This is a genomic window from Campylobacter lari, assembly GCF_004357905.1.
Taxonomy (GTDB): domain Bacteria; phylum Campylobacterota; class Campylobacteria; order Campylobacterales; family Campylobacteraceae; genus Campylobacter_D; species Campylobacter_D lari_D.
The window spans coordinates 162772-179536 of record NZ_SMTT01000001.1; the positions used below are offsets into that span (position 1 = coordinate 162772).

At 29.2% G+C, this 16765-nt stretch carries 14 protein-coding genes; 5 read left to right on the top strand and 9 right to left on the bottom strand.

Features of this window, described 5'->3' with window-relative positions:
• Position 1: 1 nt before the first annotated feature.
• Positions 2-961: a Ppx/GppA phosphatase family protein gene (locus E2O22_RS00870; RefSeq protein ID WP_133318803.1), complete on the bottom strand. Its 960-nt coding sequence runs from the start codon at positions 959-961 to the stop codon at positions 2-4.
• 55 nt (positions 962-1016) lie between these two features.
• On the opposite strand from E2O22_RS00870, the gene E2O22_RS00875 reads away from it, so the two are divergent.
• Genes E2O22_RS00875 through E2O22_RS00885 form a run of 3 tightly spaced genes read left to right on the top strand, consistent with a single transcriptional unit; the run spans position 1017 to position 4445 of the window.
• The gene (locus E2O22_RS00875) at positions 1017-1784 is read left to right on the top strand and encodes a pyridoxine 5'-phosphate synthase (protein ID WP_133318804.1); all 768 of its coding nucleotides are present in this window, start codon (positions 1017-1019) and stop codon (positions 1782-1784) included.
• Positions 1781-2881 (top strand): 4-hydroxythreonine-4-phosphate dehydrogenase, encoded by a 1101-nt coding sequence (gene pdxA / locus E2O22_RS00880; protein WP_133318805.1) that lies wholly within the window; start codon positions 1781-1783, stop codon positions 2879-2881. The genes E2O22_RS00875 and pdxA overlap by 4 nt, the downstream gene beginning before the upstream one ends.
• A 43-nt stretch (positions 2882-2924) precedes the next feature.
• Entirely contained in the window at positions 2925-4445 is a 1521-nt protein-coding gene (locus E2O22_RS00885; protein ID WP_133318806.1) for an inorganic phosphate transporter, read from the top strand.
• Here E2O22_RS00885 and mnmH read toward each other — a convergent pair.
• The 7 genes from mnmH to E2O22_RS00920 are packed head-to-tail and all read right to left on the bottom strand — an operon-like array spanning position 4440 to position 9693.
• On the bottom strand, positions 4440-5423 hold the full coding sequence (mnmH, locus tag E2O22_RS00890) for a tRNA 2-selenouridine(34) synthase MnmH (RefSeq protein WP_133318807.1): 984 nt from the start codon (positions 5421-5423) through the stop codon (positions 4440-4442). The genes E2O22_RS00885 and mnmH overlap by 6 nt on opposite strands.
• Positions 5416-5904 carry an HIT family protein gene (locus tag E2O22_RS00895; protein WP_133318808.1) on the bottom strand — a complete coding sequence of 163 codons (489 nt, stop codon included), beginning with the start codon at positions 5902-5904 and terminating at the stop codon, positions 5416-5418. The genes mnmH and E2O22_RS00895 overlap by 8 nt, the downstream gene beginning before the upstream one ends.
• Positions 5904-6506, bottom strand: a complete 603-nt coding sequence (locus tag E2O22_RS00900) for a beta/alpha barrel domain-containing protein (protein WP_133318809.1) — start codon at positions 6504-6506, stop codon at positions 5904-5906. The genes E2O22_RS00895 and E2O22_RS00900 overlap by 1 nt, the downstream gene beginning before the upstream one ends.
• The gene (locus E2O22_RS00905; RefSeq protein ID WP_133318810.1) at positions 6491-7726 is read right to left on the bottom strand and encodes a tetratricopeptide repeat protein; all 1236 of its coding nucleotides are present in this window, start codon (positions 7724-7726) and stop codon (positions 6491-6493) included. Before E2O22_RS00905 ends, E2O22_RS00900 begins: the two co-directional genes overlap by 16 nt.
• Positions 7702-8073 carry a YkgJ family cysteine cluster protein gene (locus tag E2O22_RS00910; RefSeq protein WP_133318811.1) on the bottom strand — a complete coding sequence of 124 codons (372 nt, stop codon included), beginning with the start codon at positions 8071-8073 and terminating at the stop codon, positions 7702-7704. Before E2O22_RS00910 ends, E2O22_RS00905 begins: the two co-directional genes overlap by 25 nt.
• Entirely contained in the window at positions 8063-8755 is a 693-nt protein-coding gene (locus tag E2O22_RS00915; protein WP_133318812.1) for a tRNA1(Val) (adenine(37)-N6)-methyltransferase, read from the bottom strand. Before E2O22_RS00915 ends, E2O22_RS00910 begins: the two co-directional genes overlap by 11 nt.
• A complete protein-coding gene (locus E2O22_RS00920; protein ID WP_133318813.1) occupies positions 8749-9693 on the bottom strand; it encodes an NAD(P)-binding domain-containing protein in 945 nt (314 codons plus the stop codon). The genes E2O22_RS00915 and E2O22_RS00920 overlap by 7 nt, the downstream gene beginning before the upstream one ends.
• A 251-nt stretch (positions 9694-9944) precedes the next feature.
• Here E2O22_RS00920 and E2O22_RS00925 point away from each other — a divergent pair, with 251 nt between their 5' ends.
• Together E2O22_RS00925 and E2O22_RS00930 are read left to right on the top strand one after the other, a co-directional pair.
• Positions 9945-11195, top strand: coding sequence for an MFS transporter (locus E2O22_RS00925; protein ID WP_133318814.1), 1251 nt, complete (start codon positions 9945-9947; stop codon positions 11193-11195).
• The gene (locus tag E2O22_RS00930; RefSeq protein WP_133318815.1) at positions 11192-13201 is read left to right on the top strand and encodes a CocE/NonD family hydrolase; all 2010 of its coding nucleotides are present in this window, start codon (positions 11192-11194) and stop codon (positions 13199-13201) included. The genes E2O22_RS00925 and E2O22_RS00930 overlap by 4 nt, the downstream gene beginning before the upstream one ends.
• Before the next feature lie 30 nt (positions 13202-13231).
• On the opposite strand, the gene E2O22_RS00935 is transcribed toward E2O22_RS00930, so the two are convergent.
• The gene (locus E2O22_RS00935) at positions 13232-16744 is read right to left on the bottom strand and encodes an acyl-[ACP]--phospholipid O-acyltransferase (RefSeq protein ID WP_133318816.1); all 3513 of its coding nucleotides are present in this window, start codon (positions 16742-16744) and stop codon (positions 13232-13234) included.
• Positions 16745-16765: the final 21 nt, after the last annotated feature.

Here is a 16765-nt window from a genome sequence, read left to right on the forward strand (position 1 = left end):
TTTAAAATTTGATATTTTTAAAATGTGCTATACACACACCTTCTCTAACACCATCATCAATCACAATGAGCTTTTGCTTATTAAATAAAGCAAAAAGTATCATTGAGCCTGCTATGAGGTATTTTTTTCTATTTTCTCCAAGATAAATTTTAGCTTTTTCTTGTTCTAAATTCCAAATTTTTAATGCAAAATCAAAAAAATCTTTGCGTTTGAGTATTTTGCCATTTACACTTTCTTCTAGATAATCTTTGTATTTTATGTTTTGTTTATAAGCACAAAGTGTGGTAGGTACTCCTGAATTTAGTATGAAAAAATTTCCTTTTAATTTTATATCTTTACTAAGATTAAAAGCTTTTAAGGCAAGTTGCTTTAAATGCGCAGGGTAGGGGCTTAGATGAATTTTTAATTTTTCATCTTTAATACGCACAAGATTTTGTGGATATTTTTTAAAAAATCTTACATAAACACTTGGTTTTATGGCTTTAAAATGCATTCTTTCATAAAAACTAATGATTCCAAAATCATAACTTTTGCTAAACTTATCATTTGAAATTTCACAAGAAGCACCGCCCAAATCACAATAACTTAAGTCTTTTCTAAAAAGTTTAAGAGCTTTAAGACGCTCTTGCATACCTAAAACGCTTAGTTTTGCTTCGGTTTTTGCATCGATTAATTTTATATCAAGTTTAAATTCTTTTTGAATTTTTTCAAAAATAAGCTTAGTATTTTTTGCTTTTCTAAAAGCAGCTGTGGCGACTGCTTTAGCTTGACTTAAGTTATAATTTTTTTCTTTTAAGATTTTCAAAGCGCTAAAAATTCTTTCTATAGCTTCATCACTAATGGTGTCATTTTGCATATTTTTAGCTGCTCCTATGATAAATTCTTCGCTTTTTAATTTATTAAAATTCTCATCCATCAAAACAGCTCTCAATGTATTTGAACCCATATCAATACCTAGCACTAGCTCTCCTTAAAAAATTTAAAGTATAATAGCAAAAAACTTATAAGGAAAACTTATGCTTTTAGGGGTTAATATCGATCATATAGCAGTTTTAAGAGAAGCTAGAAAAGTAAATGATCCTGATTTACTTGAAGCTGCTATTTTGAGTGCAAATTTAGCTGATCAAATCACTATCCATGTAAGAGAAGATCGTCGTCATGCTAATGAGTTTGATTTAGAAAATATCTTAAAATATTGCAAGTGTGTAGTGAATTTAGAATGCTCTATTGATATGATAGAATATGCTTTAAAATACAAACCCTCGCGCGTTACTTTAGTACCTGAAAAAAGACAAGAGCTTACAACAGAAGGTGGTTTAAATTTAGACAATGAAAAACTACAAGAAGCTATTAATGTTTTAAAGCAAGAGCAAATCGAAGTTTCTTTATTTATTGATCCTAATTTAGAAGATATCAAAAAATCATCTTCTTTAAATGCTGATTTTATAGAGCTTCATACAGGCTTGTATGCTAATATTTATAATGCACTATATACTAATATCAATCAAACTTCTTATGCATTGCCTGAATTAATTTTAAGTAAAAATGAACTCAAAAAGCTTTTAGAAAATGAACTCCAAAGATTAAGACAAAGTGCAAGTTTGGCTAAGAGTTTAAATTTAAGAGTAGCAGCTGGTCATGGGCTTAATTATAAAAATGTAAAAAATATTGTAGATATTTTAGAAATAGAAGAGTTAAATATAGGCCAAAGTATAGTAGCAAGATCGGTTTTTGTGGGCTTAGAAAAAGCTATATTGCAAATGAAAGCTTTGATTAAAAGATGAAAAAAATTGCTATTAGCATAGGGGATTTAAATGGCATAGGTATGCAAATTTTATTATCTTGTCATGATGAGCTAGTAAAAATTTGTGATCCTTATTATTTTGTGCATTATGAATTATTTCAAAAAGCAAATAAACTTTTGAAAATAAATCCTAAATCTAAAATCAATTTAGTTGAAATTTCTAATGCTTTAAAACCACAGTTTACCTTTAAAGAAGAAAAAGAAAATTTTTTAATTTATGAGTTTTCATATCAAGCTAATAAAATTATTGATTTTGATTTTGAGTTAAATCCTGCAAATTTAGACGCTAAAAGTGGAGTTTATTCTTTTTTAAGTTTTGAAGGAGCTAGTTATTGCACGCATTTATTTTTAGATGCTTTAGTAACTTTACCGATTAATAAAAAAACTTGGCAAATGGGGGGAGTGAGCTATAAAGGTCATACTGAAGCACTAAGAGATTTTTTCAAACAAGATGCTATTATGATGTTAGGATGTGATGAGCTTTTTGTGGCTTTATATACTGAACATATGCCTTTAAGAGATGTTTATAAAGAGATTAAGGCTTTTAAGCTTGCGAAATTTTTAATTAATTTTTATCAATGCACTTTATTTGAAAAAATTGGAGTTTTGGGTTTTAATCCTCATGCAAGCGATAATGGCGTAATAGGTGGAGAGGAAGAGCAAGAAATAAAAAAGGCCATAAGAATGGCAAATGTATTTTTAAAAGATCATGCATTAAATTTACAAAATTTAGAAAATGAATATTTTTTAAGTCAAAAAGAAAAAGAGTTTTCTTATAAGGAAAATATTTTTTTAAGTGAGCCTTTAGTGGCCGATAGTGCTTTTACTCCTTTTGCATTAAGTAAATGCAAGTATTTAGTCAGTATGTATCATGATTTAGCTTTAGCACCTTTAAAAGCTTTATATTTTGATAAAAGCATTAATGCGAGTTTAAATTTACCCATAATTCGAACTAGTGTTGATCATGGAACAGCTTATGATAGGGCTTATAAAAATGAAAAAATAAACTTACAAAGTTATATGCAAGCAGTAAAATCTGCTTTACAATTTTTACAAATCAAAGAAAAAAATAAGTAAAAGTTACTAAAATATTCTTAAAATAATTTTTTAAGGAGAATGCTTGAGTAAAGACAATACCATTGCATTTTTTATTTTTATTGTAAGCGTTTTGTGTTTTTTTGTTTGGGGTTATAATTACATTCCTAATAATTCCATGATATTATTTATTCTTGCTAGTGTATTTGGAATTTTTATGGCCTTTAATGTTGGCGGTAATGATGTTGCAAATTCATTTGGCACTAGCGTGGGAGCTAAGACAGTTACTATCAAGCAAGCTTTAATTATTGCAGCAGTATTTGAATTAAGTGGGGCTGTGTTTGCAGGTGGGGAAGTAACTAATACTATAAGAAGTGGTATAGTGGTTTTACCAGATAGTGTTGATCCTATGGTGTTTGTATGTGTTATGCTTTCAGCTTTGCTAAGTTCAGGTATTTGGTTATTTATAGCAACAAAAAAAGGACTTCCAGTTTCTACTACTCATAGCATTATAGGTGGTATTGTAGGTTCAAGTATAGCTATGGGGTTTGTATTTTTTGATCAAGACCAAGCTTTTTCTATGGTAAATTGGAATGGTATTTATAAAATAGCTATGAGTTGGGTTATTTCTCCTTTACTTGGTGGACTTGTGGCGTATTTAATTTATGCTTATATTTATAAAAAAATACTTCAACCTTCGGCTTTGATTAATATGCAAATAAAAGAAATTAAAAAAGAAAAAAAGGAGTTTAAAGAAAATTTTTTTATCAATTTAAAAAACAAAAGTCAAGAAGAGCAAATTAAAGAATTAAGTGCCATTGTTTTAGATGATGATGAAAAAAGAAGTGAATATAAGTTAAAAATTAAAGAATTAAAAGAAAAAGAAAAAAACATAGATGTTTTTTCTAAAATGAAATTTCATGTTCCTTTGGTTGCAGGGATAGCTGCTTTAATAATAGCGTCAATGTTTTTATTTAAAGGTTTAAATAAAGTTTCTACTTTAGATATGGTGCAGAATTTATGGATAGTTTCTATTATTTCTATTTTTGCTTATATAGTTACTTTGGCTGTTGTAAGATTGATGAAAAAAACTGAAGTAAATAAAACTATAGAAAAGATTTTTTCGTGGTTTCAAATTTTTACTGCTTCTAGTTTTGCTTTTTCGCATGGAGCTAATGATATAGCTAATGCTCTTGGGCCATTTGCTGCGATTTTAGATGTGCTTAAAAATAATACCATTAATCCAAGTTCGCCAGTGCCATTTGCTGTAATGCTTATGTTTGGTATAGCTTTGGTTATTGGACTTTGGTTTTTAGGTAAAGAAGTTATTCAAACTGTTGGTTCAAAACTAGCAGAAATTAAGCCAACAACAGGCTTTAGTGCTGAACTTGGTGCAAGTATTGTTATACTTTTAGCAACTCAACTTGGAATTCCAGTTAGCTCAACCCATATTTTAATTGGTGCTATTTTAGGTATAGGGGTGTTTAATAAAGATGCTAAATGGGGTATGATGAAACCTATTGGCTTAGCTTGGGTTATTACTTTACCAGTTGCTGGAATTCTTTCAAGTATTATTTTTGTAATTTTTGTAAATATAATCTTATGAGTTTAAACTCATAAGATATTTTTTAGCTTCATTTAAATTAGAGCTATTTATAAAATAATCAATTTTTGCAGGTTTTTTATATACTTTATCATAATATTCAAAAAGCATTTTTACACAAAGTTCTAAATTATCCTCTTCATAATTTTTACAAAGTTTTATCTTGAAGTCTTTACTGATATAGGGTGAGATTTTCTCAACACATTGATAAAATACTTTTTTATCCATTGGAGTATAGTTTTTTAAAGCTCTTTGAATGCGTAAATTTATATCACACTCGCACCAAATTTTCTTAGCTTTTTGCATACTATTATATAAATTTAGCGGGATAGTTAAATTTCCAATTTGTCTGCTTTCAGCTTCTATAAAACAAGTTTTGTGAGTATAATCTTTTAAAAAATAAAACAACTTATCTTCAAAGGCTTTTTGGCTTGGTTGTTCTCCATAAATTTTACCAAAACTTGATCCTTGGTGGTTAGCTAGTTTTTCTAAATTTAAAGCATTATTTAAAGTTTCGATTAAATCACTTTTACCACTTGCTGTATTACCACAAAGACATAAAAACTCAATATTTAAATCTTTCTTAAAAAACTCACTCACATAACTTCTATAGGCCTTGTATCCACCTTCTAATCTTACAACTCTATAACCAAGTTCAGCCAAGATTAAAGCAATAGCTTTTGATCTTTTACCACCTCTTGCACAATAAATTCCCACCAAAGAACCTATTTTATAATTTTGATAAAGTTTATTAATATGTTCACTCATATTTTTACAAATATAACTTGCACCTTTTGCTTTAGCTAAGCCTTTATTTTTCTTATAAAGTGTGCCTATTTCTTCAAATTCATTATCATTTAGTGCGTAGTAATTTTGCGCAGATTTTATATGAGCAAGTTTGTATTCTTTGGGACTTCTTACATCAATTAAAAGATCAAAATTAAATTTTAAAAAATTTTCAAAATCAACTTCTTTATACATAATCTTTAAAAGCTTTGCATAAAGTGGTATAAACTTTTTCCAAATCACTCCCACAAACTCTAGTTTGTCCTATGGTAGTGATAAAATTTGTATCCCCTTGCCATCTTGGGATTAAATGATAATGACAATGCGGCGCTATGCCAGCTCCTGCTGCACTGCCTAAATTCATACCTATATTAACACCCTTAGCATGAAAGTTTTCTTTTAAAATTTTAACTCCAATACGCACAAAATGGCTAATTTCTAGCCATGTATCATTATTTAAATCTTCTATATTTTCTAAATGATCATAAGGGATAATCATGAAATGACCCGGACTATAAGGGTATTTATTCATAATGCCAAAACATTCTTTAGCTCTAAAAATTACCCCAAGTTTTTCATCTTCATTGAGTTTATACTTACAATGACAGAAAGGGCAAAAATTTTTATCTTTATTATTAAAATAAACATCCCTCCAAGGTGCGTATAAATACTCCATCAACTCTCCTTTATGCAAGCATGCAGATTTTTGATATTTTTACTTATAAGAGCTTTATTTTTTGGTATCAAAGGTAATAGCTTTTCATCTTCTAATAAAAAAATTCTAGCTCCTGCTAAAATAGCATTATTAAGATCGCTTTTGCTTTCAATATAAAAAATGGCCTCTAAGCCAAGATGTATTGCAAAATTATAAAGTTTTTTTAGTTGCATAGTTTTTAGCATTTTAGGAAATACAATAAACGCATCAGCTCCATATACCAAGCTTTCTAAAATTTGATATTCATCAAAAATAAAGTCAAATTGCACAATGGGTTTTTCATGATAGCGTCTAAAAAGACTTAAATTTTGTATGTCTTGATTAAGCAAAGGACTTGTTGGTAAAACGATAGCATCAAAATTTTCATGATTAAAATTTAAATCTTTAGAATATAAAAAATGCGAAAGTTTTCTTTCAAGCAAAAGTGTGTAAATATCTTTAGGATAAAAAGCATTAGAAGCTAGGCTTCTGCCTAGCATATCATAAGGAAAAATTTCTTTTTTATTTTCTAGAATTTTTTGTGTTTTTGAAAAATGATCTTTTAAATCTATTGTTTTAAACATTTTTCAATGGCCTTTAAGTGATCTTTGCTTTCTTGGGAATTTGCAAATTTTTTATCGTGGAATGTTTTTTGTAAAATTTCATAAGCTTTTTTGCAATTTTTAAGTTTATAATAGCCCCAAGCTAAAGAGTCTAGGTAGTAAAGATTTTGTGGTTCTTGTTCAAGCGCCCAGCCTACTAATTCTATGCCTTTTGCAATATCAATATCATATTCGATTAAGGCATAGCCATAGTAGTTTTGATATAAAGCATCGCTACGCACATCTACACTTTGTTCAAATTTTTTCATAATAGAAGCTAGAATTTTTGGATCTGTGATTTTTTTACTTTTAGAATCCATATAAATTTCAAATTCTAAAACCCCTGCCATAGAAAGGTATTTTTTATCTTTGCTAAGTTCATAATGTTTTAAAGCTATTTCGTAAGCTTTTTTATAATTTTTTGTTTGTGTATATAAGAAAATTTTAGTATCAGGATCTATGTTGTATTGTTGGACTAAATTTAGAGCTTGTTTATAATTTTTTTCTTGCACTAGTAATTCTATCATAGCATATATATATTTAATATCATTGTTGAGTTTATATAGTTTTTCAAGGGTTTGAATGCTTGCCTTATTGTTTTTTTGCTCTTGATAAATTTTTAAAAGTAGGGTGCATGTTTTAAGAGTGCATTGTGAATTTTTTACAAATTCTTCTAAAGCTTTTTTAGCTTGATCAATATTTTTATTTTTAATATTAATTTCAACTATTTTAAGTAATAAATTTTCATGTTCAAAAAGCTTATAAGCAAGATTGTATTGCTCTAAAGCTTTGGTGTATAAAGCTTTTTTAGCAAAAATATCACCTAGTATTTCATAGTTTCTATAATCTTGCTCTTCTTTAATGAGTTTATAAAGTATAGTTTCGGCTTGTTTATAATCTCCTATTTCAGAAAAATGCAAAGCATTTAATCTTGCAATAGCTGTATGATTTAAAAATTCTTTAGAGGCTTTTAAAAGTTCATCTTTTTGTTTTAAGTTAGCACCCAAAGCTAAAAGCAATGCTTTTTGTAAATAGATACTTTCATTATTTTCATGAAATAAATTTGTATAAATATCACATGCTTTTTGAAACTGTCCATGTTCTTCATAAATGAGTGCTTGTAAGATTTTATCTTCGCTTTTAGCCAAAGCAAGGTTTGTTAGGATAAAAACGATAATTAGTGAAAGCAAACCCCTATACATTCTTCTTTCAACTCCTCTTTGTGTGTTTTAAAATACTCCCAAAATGGAAAAGTTTTACATTGTTTTGGTCTATGCTTGTAAATTAAACATTTTTTATACATTGTATCAAAAAAAATACAACGATAGCCATTTTCATGCTTTACTTCTTTAAAACTATATTTAAATCCAACTTTGATAAGGTATTGTTCTTTAAAGGCTTCAAAGTTTAAATTTAAAAAAGCAGCAATAGCTTCTAGCTCTTCTTTGCTAGCATAGATATATCCACTTTCTCCAATGCAGCATTTTCCACCGCATATTTTACAAGCATTTTCATCAAAAGAATAATCAAAGTTTTTTTCACATATCATAGCTTATAGTTCCTGTATTTTCATAAATTTCGCTAATTTTTGGATTTAAAACATTATTTTCATACATAAAAAGCGTAGGCATTATCACACAAGAGCTTTTACTATTTTTTTTAATATGCATTAAAACAAGCCTTGCATTAGTTTGTGTATTGGTGTGAATGCATTGAAGAGAAACTAGCTTTAATTTAAATTGCTTTAAATAAGCACAAATTTCATCTAAAAAACTTGCCTCATAGCACATAAAAAAACTACCATTTGGCTTGATTAAAGTATTTATTTTAGCAAACATCTTCTCAAGTGGCATAAATTCTTGATATCTTGATATACATAAATGCAAATCTTGGCTTTTTTGTGTATTTTTTTTATAAAATGGAGGATTAGAGATCAAAAAATCAAATTTTATATCACTTTTATAGTTTAAAAAGTCTTCGCAAATGCTTTGAATTTCAAGTTTATTTTCTTTAGCATTTTTATAACTTAGTTCGATATTTTGCTCTTGAATATCTAGTAGATAAACTTTTGAATTTGGAAATTTTTGCTTTACTAAAAGTCCTAAAATTCCACATCCACATCCTATATCAAGGATATTTCCTTTTAAGTTATTTTTAGATAAAAAGTCAAAAAGTAAAAGGCTATCATTATTATAACGATAGCCTTTTGAATATTGAAAGAGTTTTAGCATTTATAAAGATGATCGCAGATTTTAAATGAATCATTTAAACCCACTACAATAGAAGCTCCGTTTTTACTCGCTATATCACCTGCTACAAATAATCCTTTTACATTGCTTTCTTTATTTTCATCAAAGCTTGGCACACCTTTTTCATCAACTTCTATAGAGCATTTTTGTAAGAAATCAAGTGGGGTTGAACCACCAATAGCATAAATAATGCGATCATAAATTTCACTTGTATTGTTAGTGAAATTTACTTTAGCTTTACCATTTTCATCTTCAATACCAGTTATATCTATGCCGAGTTTTGCTTTTACACTGCCTTGTTCAAAAGCTTTTTGAATATCTTCAAGATTAATATCATTTAATCTTGAGAAAGTTTCTCTTCTATAGCAAAGTGTAACATCGTTATTTTTAGCTAAATCTATAGCGTATTCTGCTGCTGAATTTCCACCGCCTACAACTAAGATTTTTTCATCTTGGCTTGTTGAATTTGCATTAAAATTGATGATTTTAGTTAAAGTTATAGGTAAAGTATAGTTTGGTTTATTTGGCTTACCCATTCTACCTATGGCAATAACTGCATTTTTACAAATATAATTTTCATTTGCAGTGCTAACTATGAAATTTTCTCCATCTTTTTTAATACTTTCAACTTCACTAGAAAGCTTTACTTCAAGATTATGCTCTTTAATGGCATTTTGGAAAGTTTCTATTGTGCTTTCTCTAGTTCCATCTTCAAAATTTATATGCCCGTGATTTGTGCTATCACAACCTTTATAAGCTTTGTCTACTCTTTTACCTTCTTTGTAAAATTTTACTAAGGTTTGACAAATCGCATCAGCTTTTTCTAAAACAATAACTTCTTTATTTTTTATTTTAGCTTCTACTCCAGCTGCAATACCTGCAGGGCCAGCACCAATAACTACCATATCAAAAATTTTCATTATTTCCCTTTTTTAATTTTTAGTTTATGTAAATGTATCAAAAAAACAATAATAAAAAATAAAAAACAGAAATTATTTTTATTTTGTAAATAAATTTTTTATGCTTATAAATTATTAAATTAATAAAATTTTATAATAAAGTAGATTAAAATGTGTAAAAAATATATTATTATAATATTTTTTGCATAAAATCACTTATATAAAAGCAAAAAAACATAAAAATTATATATAGTATGCAAAAGGAGTTTTTGATGGGACAAAATACAGGACAAAGTTTAAAAAATAATTTTTTAACATTATTGTTATTATCCTTTTGCGGATCTATTATTTATGGTTTGCCTTATTTTAGAAAGTATTATTATGATGATTATATGAGTCTTTATCATTTAAATAATTTCGAAATGGGGCTTTTGGGTAGTGCTTATGGATTGCTTGGTTTGTTTTCTTATGCTTTAGGAGGTTATTTAGCAGATCGTTTTGCACCAAAAAAGTTATTGATTTTTTCTTTAATTGCTACAGGACTTGGTGGTTTATTGCATTTATATTTTACTTCTTTAAATGCACTTTTGATTATTTATGGAATTTGGGGGATTACTTCATTATTAACTTTTTGGCCTTCTTTGATGAAAATAGTAAGGAGTTTAGCAAATTCTAAAGAACAAGCAAGGGCTTATGGAATTTTTGAAGGCGGTAGAGGAGTTGTTGGTGCTGCACATTTGGCTATAGCTACGAGTATTTTTGGATATTTTCAAACAAAAGCCTTAGCCGCACAAGGTATAGAAATGGTTATTGTGTTTTATTCTATAGCTCCTATTGTAAGTGCTATTTTATTGTTTTTTCTTTTGAAAGATGATATTAATGAGCAAAGTGAGAAGATTAAAATCAAAGACTTGGTTTTTCTTTTGAAAAATTCTGCTCTTTGGCTTGTGGTTGCTATTACTTTTTGTACATATTTTTTTAACATGAGTTTTTATTATTTTACTCCTTATGCAAGCAATGTTATAGGAACTTCTGCTGTTTTTGCAGCTATTTTAACGGTATTGGCTCAATATATTCGTCCGGTTTCTTCTGTAGTGGGTGGATTTATAGCAGATGGATATGGAAAAGCTAAAATAATGATGATAGGCTTTATTTTAATGGGAATTGGTGTTATTTTTTTAATGCTTAGTTCAAAATTAAATGGATTTTTACAAATGAGTGTTTTAACTTCTGCTTGTGTCATAATTTATATAGCTATGTATTCTAATTTTGGAATTTATTATTCTTTACTTAGTGAGGGAAAAATTCCTATACATTTAGCGGGTATGGCTATAGGTATTGTATCTACTTTTGGGTATTTGCCTGAAGTTTTTGCACCATTACTTGCTGGAGATTTATTGGATAGATACCCAGGTGTAAAAGGTTTTCATATATATTTTACCATCATGATAGTTATGGCTATTTTGGGCGTAATGTTTTGTTTGATTTGGATTAAAAAATACAATAAAAAGGAGATGAAATGAAGGAAATTGTTTTTAACTTTAAAAACAAGGTTAGAGTAATAGAAAATGAATGGATAGTTTTAAAAGATGGCACTAAGCTTTCATCACGAATTTGGCTTCCTCAAGTAAAAGAAAAAGTTCCTGCTATATTAGAATACATTCCTTATAGAAAAAATGATGGAACAAGGGGTAGAGATGAGCCTATGCACGGATATTTTAGTGGTAATGGCTATGCGGTTGTTAGGGTTGATATTAGAGGAAGTGGGGAATCTGATGGTTTATTAGAAGATGAATATTTAAAACAAGAACAAGATGATGCCTTAGAAGTCATTGAGTGGATTGCAAAGCAAGAATGGTGTGATGGGAATATTGGTATGATGGGTAAATCTTGGGGTGGCTTTAATTCTTTACAAGTTGCAGCAAGAAGACCTAAAAATTTAAAAGCAATTATAGTAGTAGGTTTTACTGATGATAGGTTTAATGAGGATATTCATTATAAAGGCGGATGTTTGCTTAATGATAATTTTTGGTGGGGTAATATCATGCTTGCATATCAATCACGCTTTGTTGATCCAAAAATTGATCCAAATGGTAGAAAAAAATGGCTCAATAGGCTTGAGAATATGCCTTTATGGCCCACATTATGGCTTGGGCATACTTTAAAAGATGATTATTGGAAGCATGGGTCTGTTGGGGAAAATTATGATGATATACAAGTTCCTGTTTTTGCATTAGATGGATGGGCTGATTCTTACACTAATCCTGTTTTTACTCTAATGAATGGTTTGAAAGTTCCAAAAAAAGCTATCGTTGGTCCTTGGGCTCATGTTTATCCTCATGATGGCTTACCTTTGCCTGCAATGGGTTTTTTACAAGAAGCACTTAAATGGTGGGATAAATGGCTTAAAAATGAAGAAAACGATGTATTTGAAGCTCCTATGATACAAGCATATATTGAAAATAGCTCTAAGCCAAATTCAAAAACAGAGAAAGTAGAAGGTCGTTTTGTTGCTTTAAATGATTTTAAAAATGATATTAGCTATAAAAGATACTATTTAAATCCGCATAAATTAACATGTAAAAAATCAAGTGAATTTATCAAAATTAACACTCCATTAAATCATGGGCTTTTATCAGGAGAGTGGATGGGAGCTGGTGTTTTAGGAGAAAGTCCTAGCGATCAAAGGTTGGATGATGGGATGGCAGTTGTTTTTGAAAGTGATTTTTTAGAACAGGATTTAGATGTCTTAGGCTTTCCTATGTTAAATGTAAAAATTGCAAGCGATCAAGAAAAAGCTATGCTTTTTGCTCAACTTAGTGAAGTTAGAGCTGATGGTTTTGTAAAAAGAGTAAGTTATGGAGTAATCAATCTTGCATTAAGTGATAATAAAGAGCAATTTATACCTTTAAAAAAAGATGAATTTATCCAAAAGCAAATCAAACTTGATGCTTGTGGATATAGATTTGCCAAGGGTTCTAAGATAAGATTATCATTAGCAAATTCTTTTTGGCCTATGTTTTGGCCTATGCCAAAAATTTCAACATTAACTTTAGATTTAAATGAGTGTGAATTTAATTTACCATGTTTTAATGGTCAAGATAGCGATAAAATCAATATGCAACCACAAAGTGCTCCTTTAACTCCAATAACACTTTTAGAAGAAGGTAGGGTGGACAGAAGCATTTCTTATGATATTTTAAACGATACTTGGACTTGTATTACAGATGGTGTTGGTGGAGTTTTTGGAGAAGGTGTTTATAGATTTGATGAGGTTGATGTTTTAGTAAAGCACAATTTAAAAAGAGAATTAAAACTTCAAAATGAAAACCCATTAAGTGCAGAATATACCATTACTCAAACAATGCAAATAGGACGCGAGGGTTGTATGATGGAGGCGGATATAATCTTAACACAAACTAGCGATTTGGAGTATTTTTATATTAAGGGAAAATTAGTAGTTAAGGAAAATAATAAGCTTGTTTTTGATAAAAAATATGATTGTAAAACTAAAAGAAATAGTTTATAAAATTTCCCAAAGTAAAATTTACTTTGGGAATTAATTTTCTTGCAAGATTTTAGCTAAATCTTTAGCACCTTTTAAATCCACTTTGCCAGAGCCTAAAAGTGGGATTTGTTCTACCTTAAAATATCTACTTGGTTTAAAAATAGCAGGCATAGTAGAGTTTTTAATTGCTTCACAAATTCCTTCAAAATCTTGCTCTTGGCATTCTACTAATAAGCATACCATTTCACCTTTTTTATCATCATCTAGTGCAACTGCGCAAAATTTTACTACATCTGTATTGATAAATTTAGCAATTTCTTCTTCTAAAGCTCCTAAAGATATCATCTCACCACCAATTTTTGCAAAACGAGAATAACGATCTACTATATATAAAAAGCCATCCTCATCTACATGGCCTTTATCGCCGGTATTATACCAGCGTATGCCATCGATTTCTTTGATAACTTCATCGGTTTTTTCTTTATTGTTTAAATAACCCACCATAACCTGATGGCCACCAATGAGTATTAATCCATCTTCTCCATGATTTAAACTTTCATAAGTAGATGGATCTACTATGCGTATAGCACTTCCTGGTAAAGGCATACCTACGCTACCTTCTTTATTTGCACGATGTAAAATCCAATAGTCAGGATCAAATTTATTCGGTAAATTTACACTTGCAACCGGAGTGGTTTCAGTAGCTCCATAGCCTTCAAAAATAGGTTTTTTAAATTTCATTTCAAAGGCAGTTCTTACTTCGCTTTTGAGTTTTTCAGCACCTGAAACGATAATCCTTAAGCTTTCAAACATAATCGCATCAAGTTTTTTATTTCTTGCATAAATACCTAAAAAAGTTGAAGTAGCACACATAATGCTAACATTGTTTTTTACTATAGCTTTTGCTACACCTAGCGCATCTGTTGGATCAGCATGTGTTATGCTTTTAATCCCTTCTAATAAAGGCATAAAAGTAGTTACAGTTAATCCAAAAGCATGAAAAGGTGGCAAAGAAGATAAGACAACATCTTCATTTTTTGCACATAATACATCTGAAATTTGAGCTATATTGCTTAAAATATTGCGATTATTTAGCATTACCCCCTTAGGTGTTCCCTCGCTACCACTACTAAATAATATAGCAGCTATGGCAAGGTTTTGTTTATTAGATGCAAATAATGCTTTTATTAAACAAGTAGGTAAGATACTTACTAAAGCAAGCATAGAAAAGATTTTGAGTTTTTGTCTTTTAAAGTTTGCGATAATATCTTCCATAAAAATGATTCTAACATGCTCTTCAAATTCTAGTTTTATACCTTTATTTTCTAATTTTTCCATAAATTTTCTAGAAGTATAAATTTGTTGAATTTGAGAGCTTTGAATGGCTTGATTTATTGCTTTTACACCTGCTGTGAAATTTAAATTTACCACGATTTTATTTGCAAGTAATACAGCTAGATTACAAAGAGAGCTAGCCATAGAAGCAGGGAGCAAAATTCCTATACATTCTTCTTTTGGAGCATAGCTTCCTTGGGTAGGTTGTATATTTAACTCATGCGATCTATTTTTTATAAAAGAGCTAAAAACTAAACTTAAAGCAAGCATTTTTCTATAAGTAATACCACCTATTAAAGGATCAACAATAGCTATTTGACTTAAATTTCTTTTAGCGCTATCTATCCAAGCTCTAGCTATAGTATGCATACTTTCACATTGAGATTTCCAAGCAATAAATGAAAGTTCAAAAACCTTTGCTTTAACCACTTCTTTTTTAGTGTGTATTGGCAAGCTTTTTCCAAAAGCAATAGCGATTTTTCTTTTGCTTATTTTGCGGTTTCTTGCTGAAAATTCTTCATCACTTCTTGAAAAAGCACTTCCCCAAAGTCCTCTAATATAAAAAGGTAAAATCACTCCATCTTGCTCTTCTAATTTTGAGCAAACTAACTCAAATCCACCTTTAAATTCATTAAGCTGTCCATGGCGTGAAAGCACTCCTTCTGGGAAAAGGCAAACTAAATTTCCATTTTTAATATGCATAGCAATAAGCTCTAAGCTTGATTTGCTAGAAGCACTTGAAACAGGAATAACTCCAAATTTATCAAGAAAAATTCTAATATACCACTTAGAATAAATGCTTTTTTCCATAACAAAATAAATTTTTCTTGGTATAGCCATTTGCACAATAGCCCAATCTATAAAAGATATATGATTGCCAAGTAATAACGCTCCACCTTTTTCAGGAATATTCTCAAAACCTTCTACCAATAAACGGTAGCGTTGAAAAAACGCTATACTCATTAATAAACGCACTAAAGAAAAAGGCAATTTACTTAGCACATAAATGCTTCCAAAAAATGCCACAGCGATGATAAAATAAAACAAATTTATCACTTCAATTTTAGCATAAGCAGCAAAAGTAGCTAGTGCTAAAAAGCCTAACATAAAAATATTTTGTATGAAATTATTTCCTGCTAAGACTTTTCCTAGTTCATTTTCTTTTGCATGAAATTGTATTAGAGAGTTTAAAGGTATGATAAAAAATGCTCCGCTTAAACCAAAAATAAAAAATACTACACTATAACTTAGTAAGTTTTCTAAAAATGGCATTAAAATGCTCATTAGAAAAATCCCTAAAGCACCTAGTGGTATAAGACCTAATTCGATGTAATTTTTAGAAAACTTACCACTAATAAGTGATCCTATAATCACTCCTATACCAGAAAAAGCTAAAGAGCATTGTACATAAAAGGTATTTTCTATGAAAAGATCATTTTTTGCATATACAGGAAAACTCACTAAATAAAGTTGTGATATGGCCCAAAAAAGTGAAATTCCTATAATACAAAGCCAAATAATTTTATGAGAAAATATTGTTTTTAAATTAGAGGTTAAAAGCTTTCCTTGTAAATATTGTTTTTTATCAAAACTTAAATTTTTATCTTCTTCTTTTAAGCTAGGAAGTTTATAAGCTAAAAAAAGTTCTAATAAAGCAAAAGCTATTAATACAAAACCCAAAGGTGCAATTTGTGTTAAAATATCCGAAGGAGTGTTAAAATTTGACTCAAAAAGCATTTCAAAGCTTAGAGAAAATACTGCCATACCGGCTAAAATAGCCACAATACTTACTGCATTGACAGCTCCATTTCCCATAGCTAAAAGCTCTTTTCCTACTAATTCTTTTATAAAGCCATATTTTGCAGGAGAGTATAAGGCAGATTGCACTCCCATGATAAAAGTCATTGTAAATGCAAGCCAAAATGCTCCAAGATAATAACACAAACAAATAATACAAGTTAATATTACTGAAAATAATGCAGATATTTTCATGATTTTATTTTTAGGAAATTTATCCGCTAAAAATCCAGATGGTGAAAGCATAAGAATAAAAGGCAAAAGCATTAAAGCATTGACAATAGCAGTTAGAAAAAGTTGGGTGCTATCTTCATAAAATTTATAAATGGTATTTTGTATGATGATTTTGTGTCCTAAATCCACAAAAGCGTTAATAAAAGCTACTGCTAAAAATGGCAATACGCCAAAAATCTTTAAAAAATTTCCTTGCATTTAAAACTCCATTTTATTTTA

Excerpts from the sequence above, each read along its gene's own strand:
- E2O22_RS00875 (WP_133318804.1), top strand. The coding sequence starts at position 1,017 with ATGCTTTTAGGGGTTAATATCGATCATATAGCAGTTTTAAGAGAAGCT.
- pdxA (WP_133318805.1), top strand. The coding sequence starts at position 1,781 with ATGAAAAAAATTGCTATTAGCATAGGGGATTTAAATGGCATAGGTATG.
- mnmH (WP_133318807.1), bottom strand. The coding sequence starts at position 5,423 with ATGTATAAAGAAGTTGATTTTGAAAATTTTTTAAAATTTAATTTTGAT.
- E2O22_RS00895 (WP_133318808.1), bottom strand. The coding sequence starts at position 5,904 with ATGGAGTATTTATACGCACCTTGGAGGGATGTTTATTTTAATAATAAA.
- E2O22_RS00900 (WP_133318809.1), bottom strand. The coding sequence starts at position 6,506 with ATGTTTAAAACAATAGATTTAAAAGATCATTTTTCAAAAACACAAAAA.
- E2O22_RS00905 (WP_133318810.1), bottom strand. The coding sequence starts at position 7,726 with ATGTATAGGGGTTTGCTTTCACTAATTATCGTTTTTATCCTAACAAAC.
- E2O22_RS00910 (WP_133318811.1), bottom strand. The coding sequence starts at position 8,073 with ATGATATGTGAAAAAAACTTTGATTATTCTTTTGATGAAAATGCTTGT.
- E2O22_RS00915 (WP_133318812.1), bottom strand. The coding sequence starts at position 8,755 with ATGCTAAAACTCTTTCAATATTCAAAAGGCTATCGTTATAATAATGAT.
- E2O22_RS00920 (WP_133318813.1), bottom strand. The coding sequence starts at position 9,693 with ATGAAAATTTTTGATATGGTAGTTATTGGTGCTGGCCCTGCAGGTATT.
- E2O22_RS00925 (WP_133318814.1), top strand. The coding sequence starts at position 9,945 with ATGGGACAAAATACAGGACAAAGTTTAAAAAATAATTTTTTAACATTA.
- E2O22_RS00930 (WP_133318815.1), top strand. The coding sequence starts at position 11,192 with ATGAAGGAAATTGTTTTTAACTTTAAAAACAAGGTTAGAGTAATAGAA.
- E2O22_RS00935 (WP_133318816.1), bottom strand. The coding sequence starts at position 16,744 with ATGCAAGGAAATTTTTTAAAGATTTTTGGCGTATTGCCATTTTTAGCA.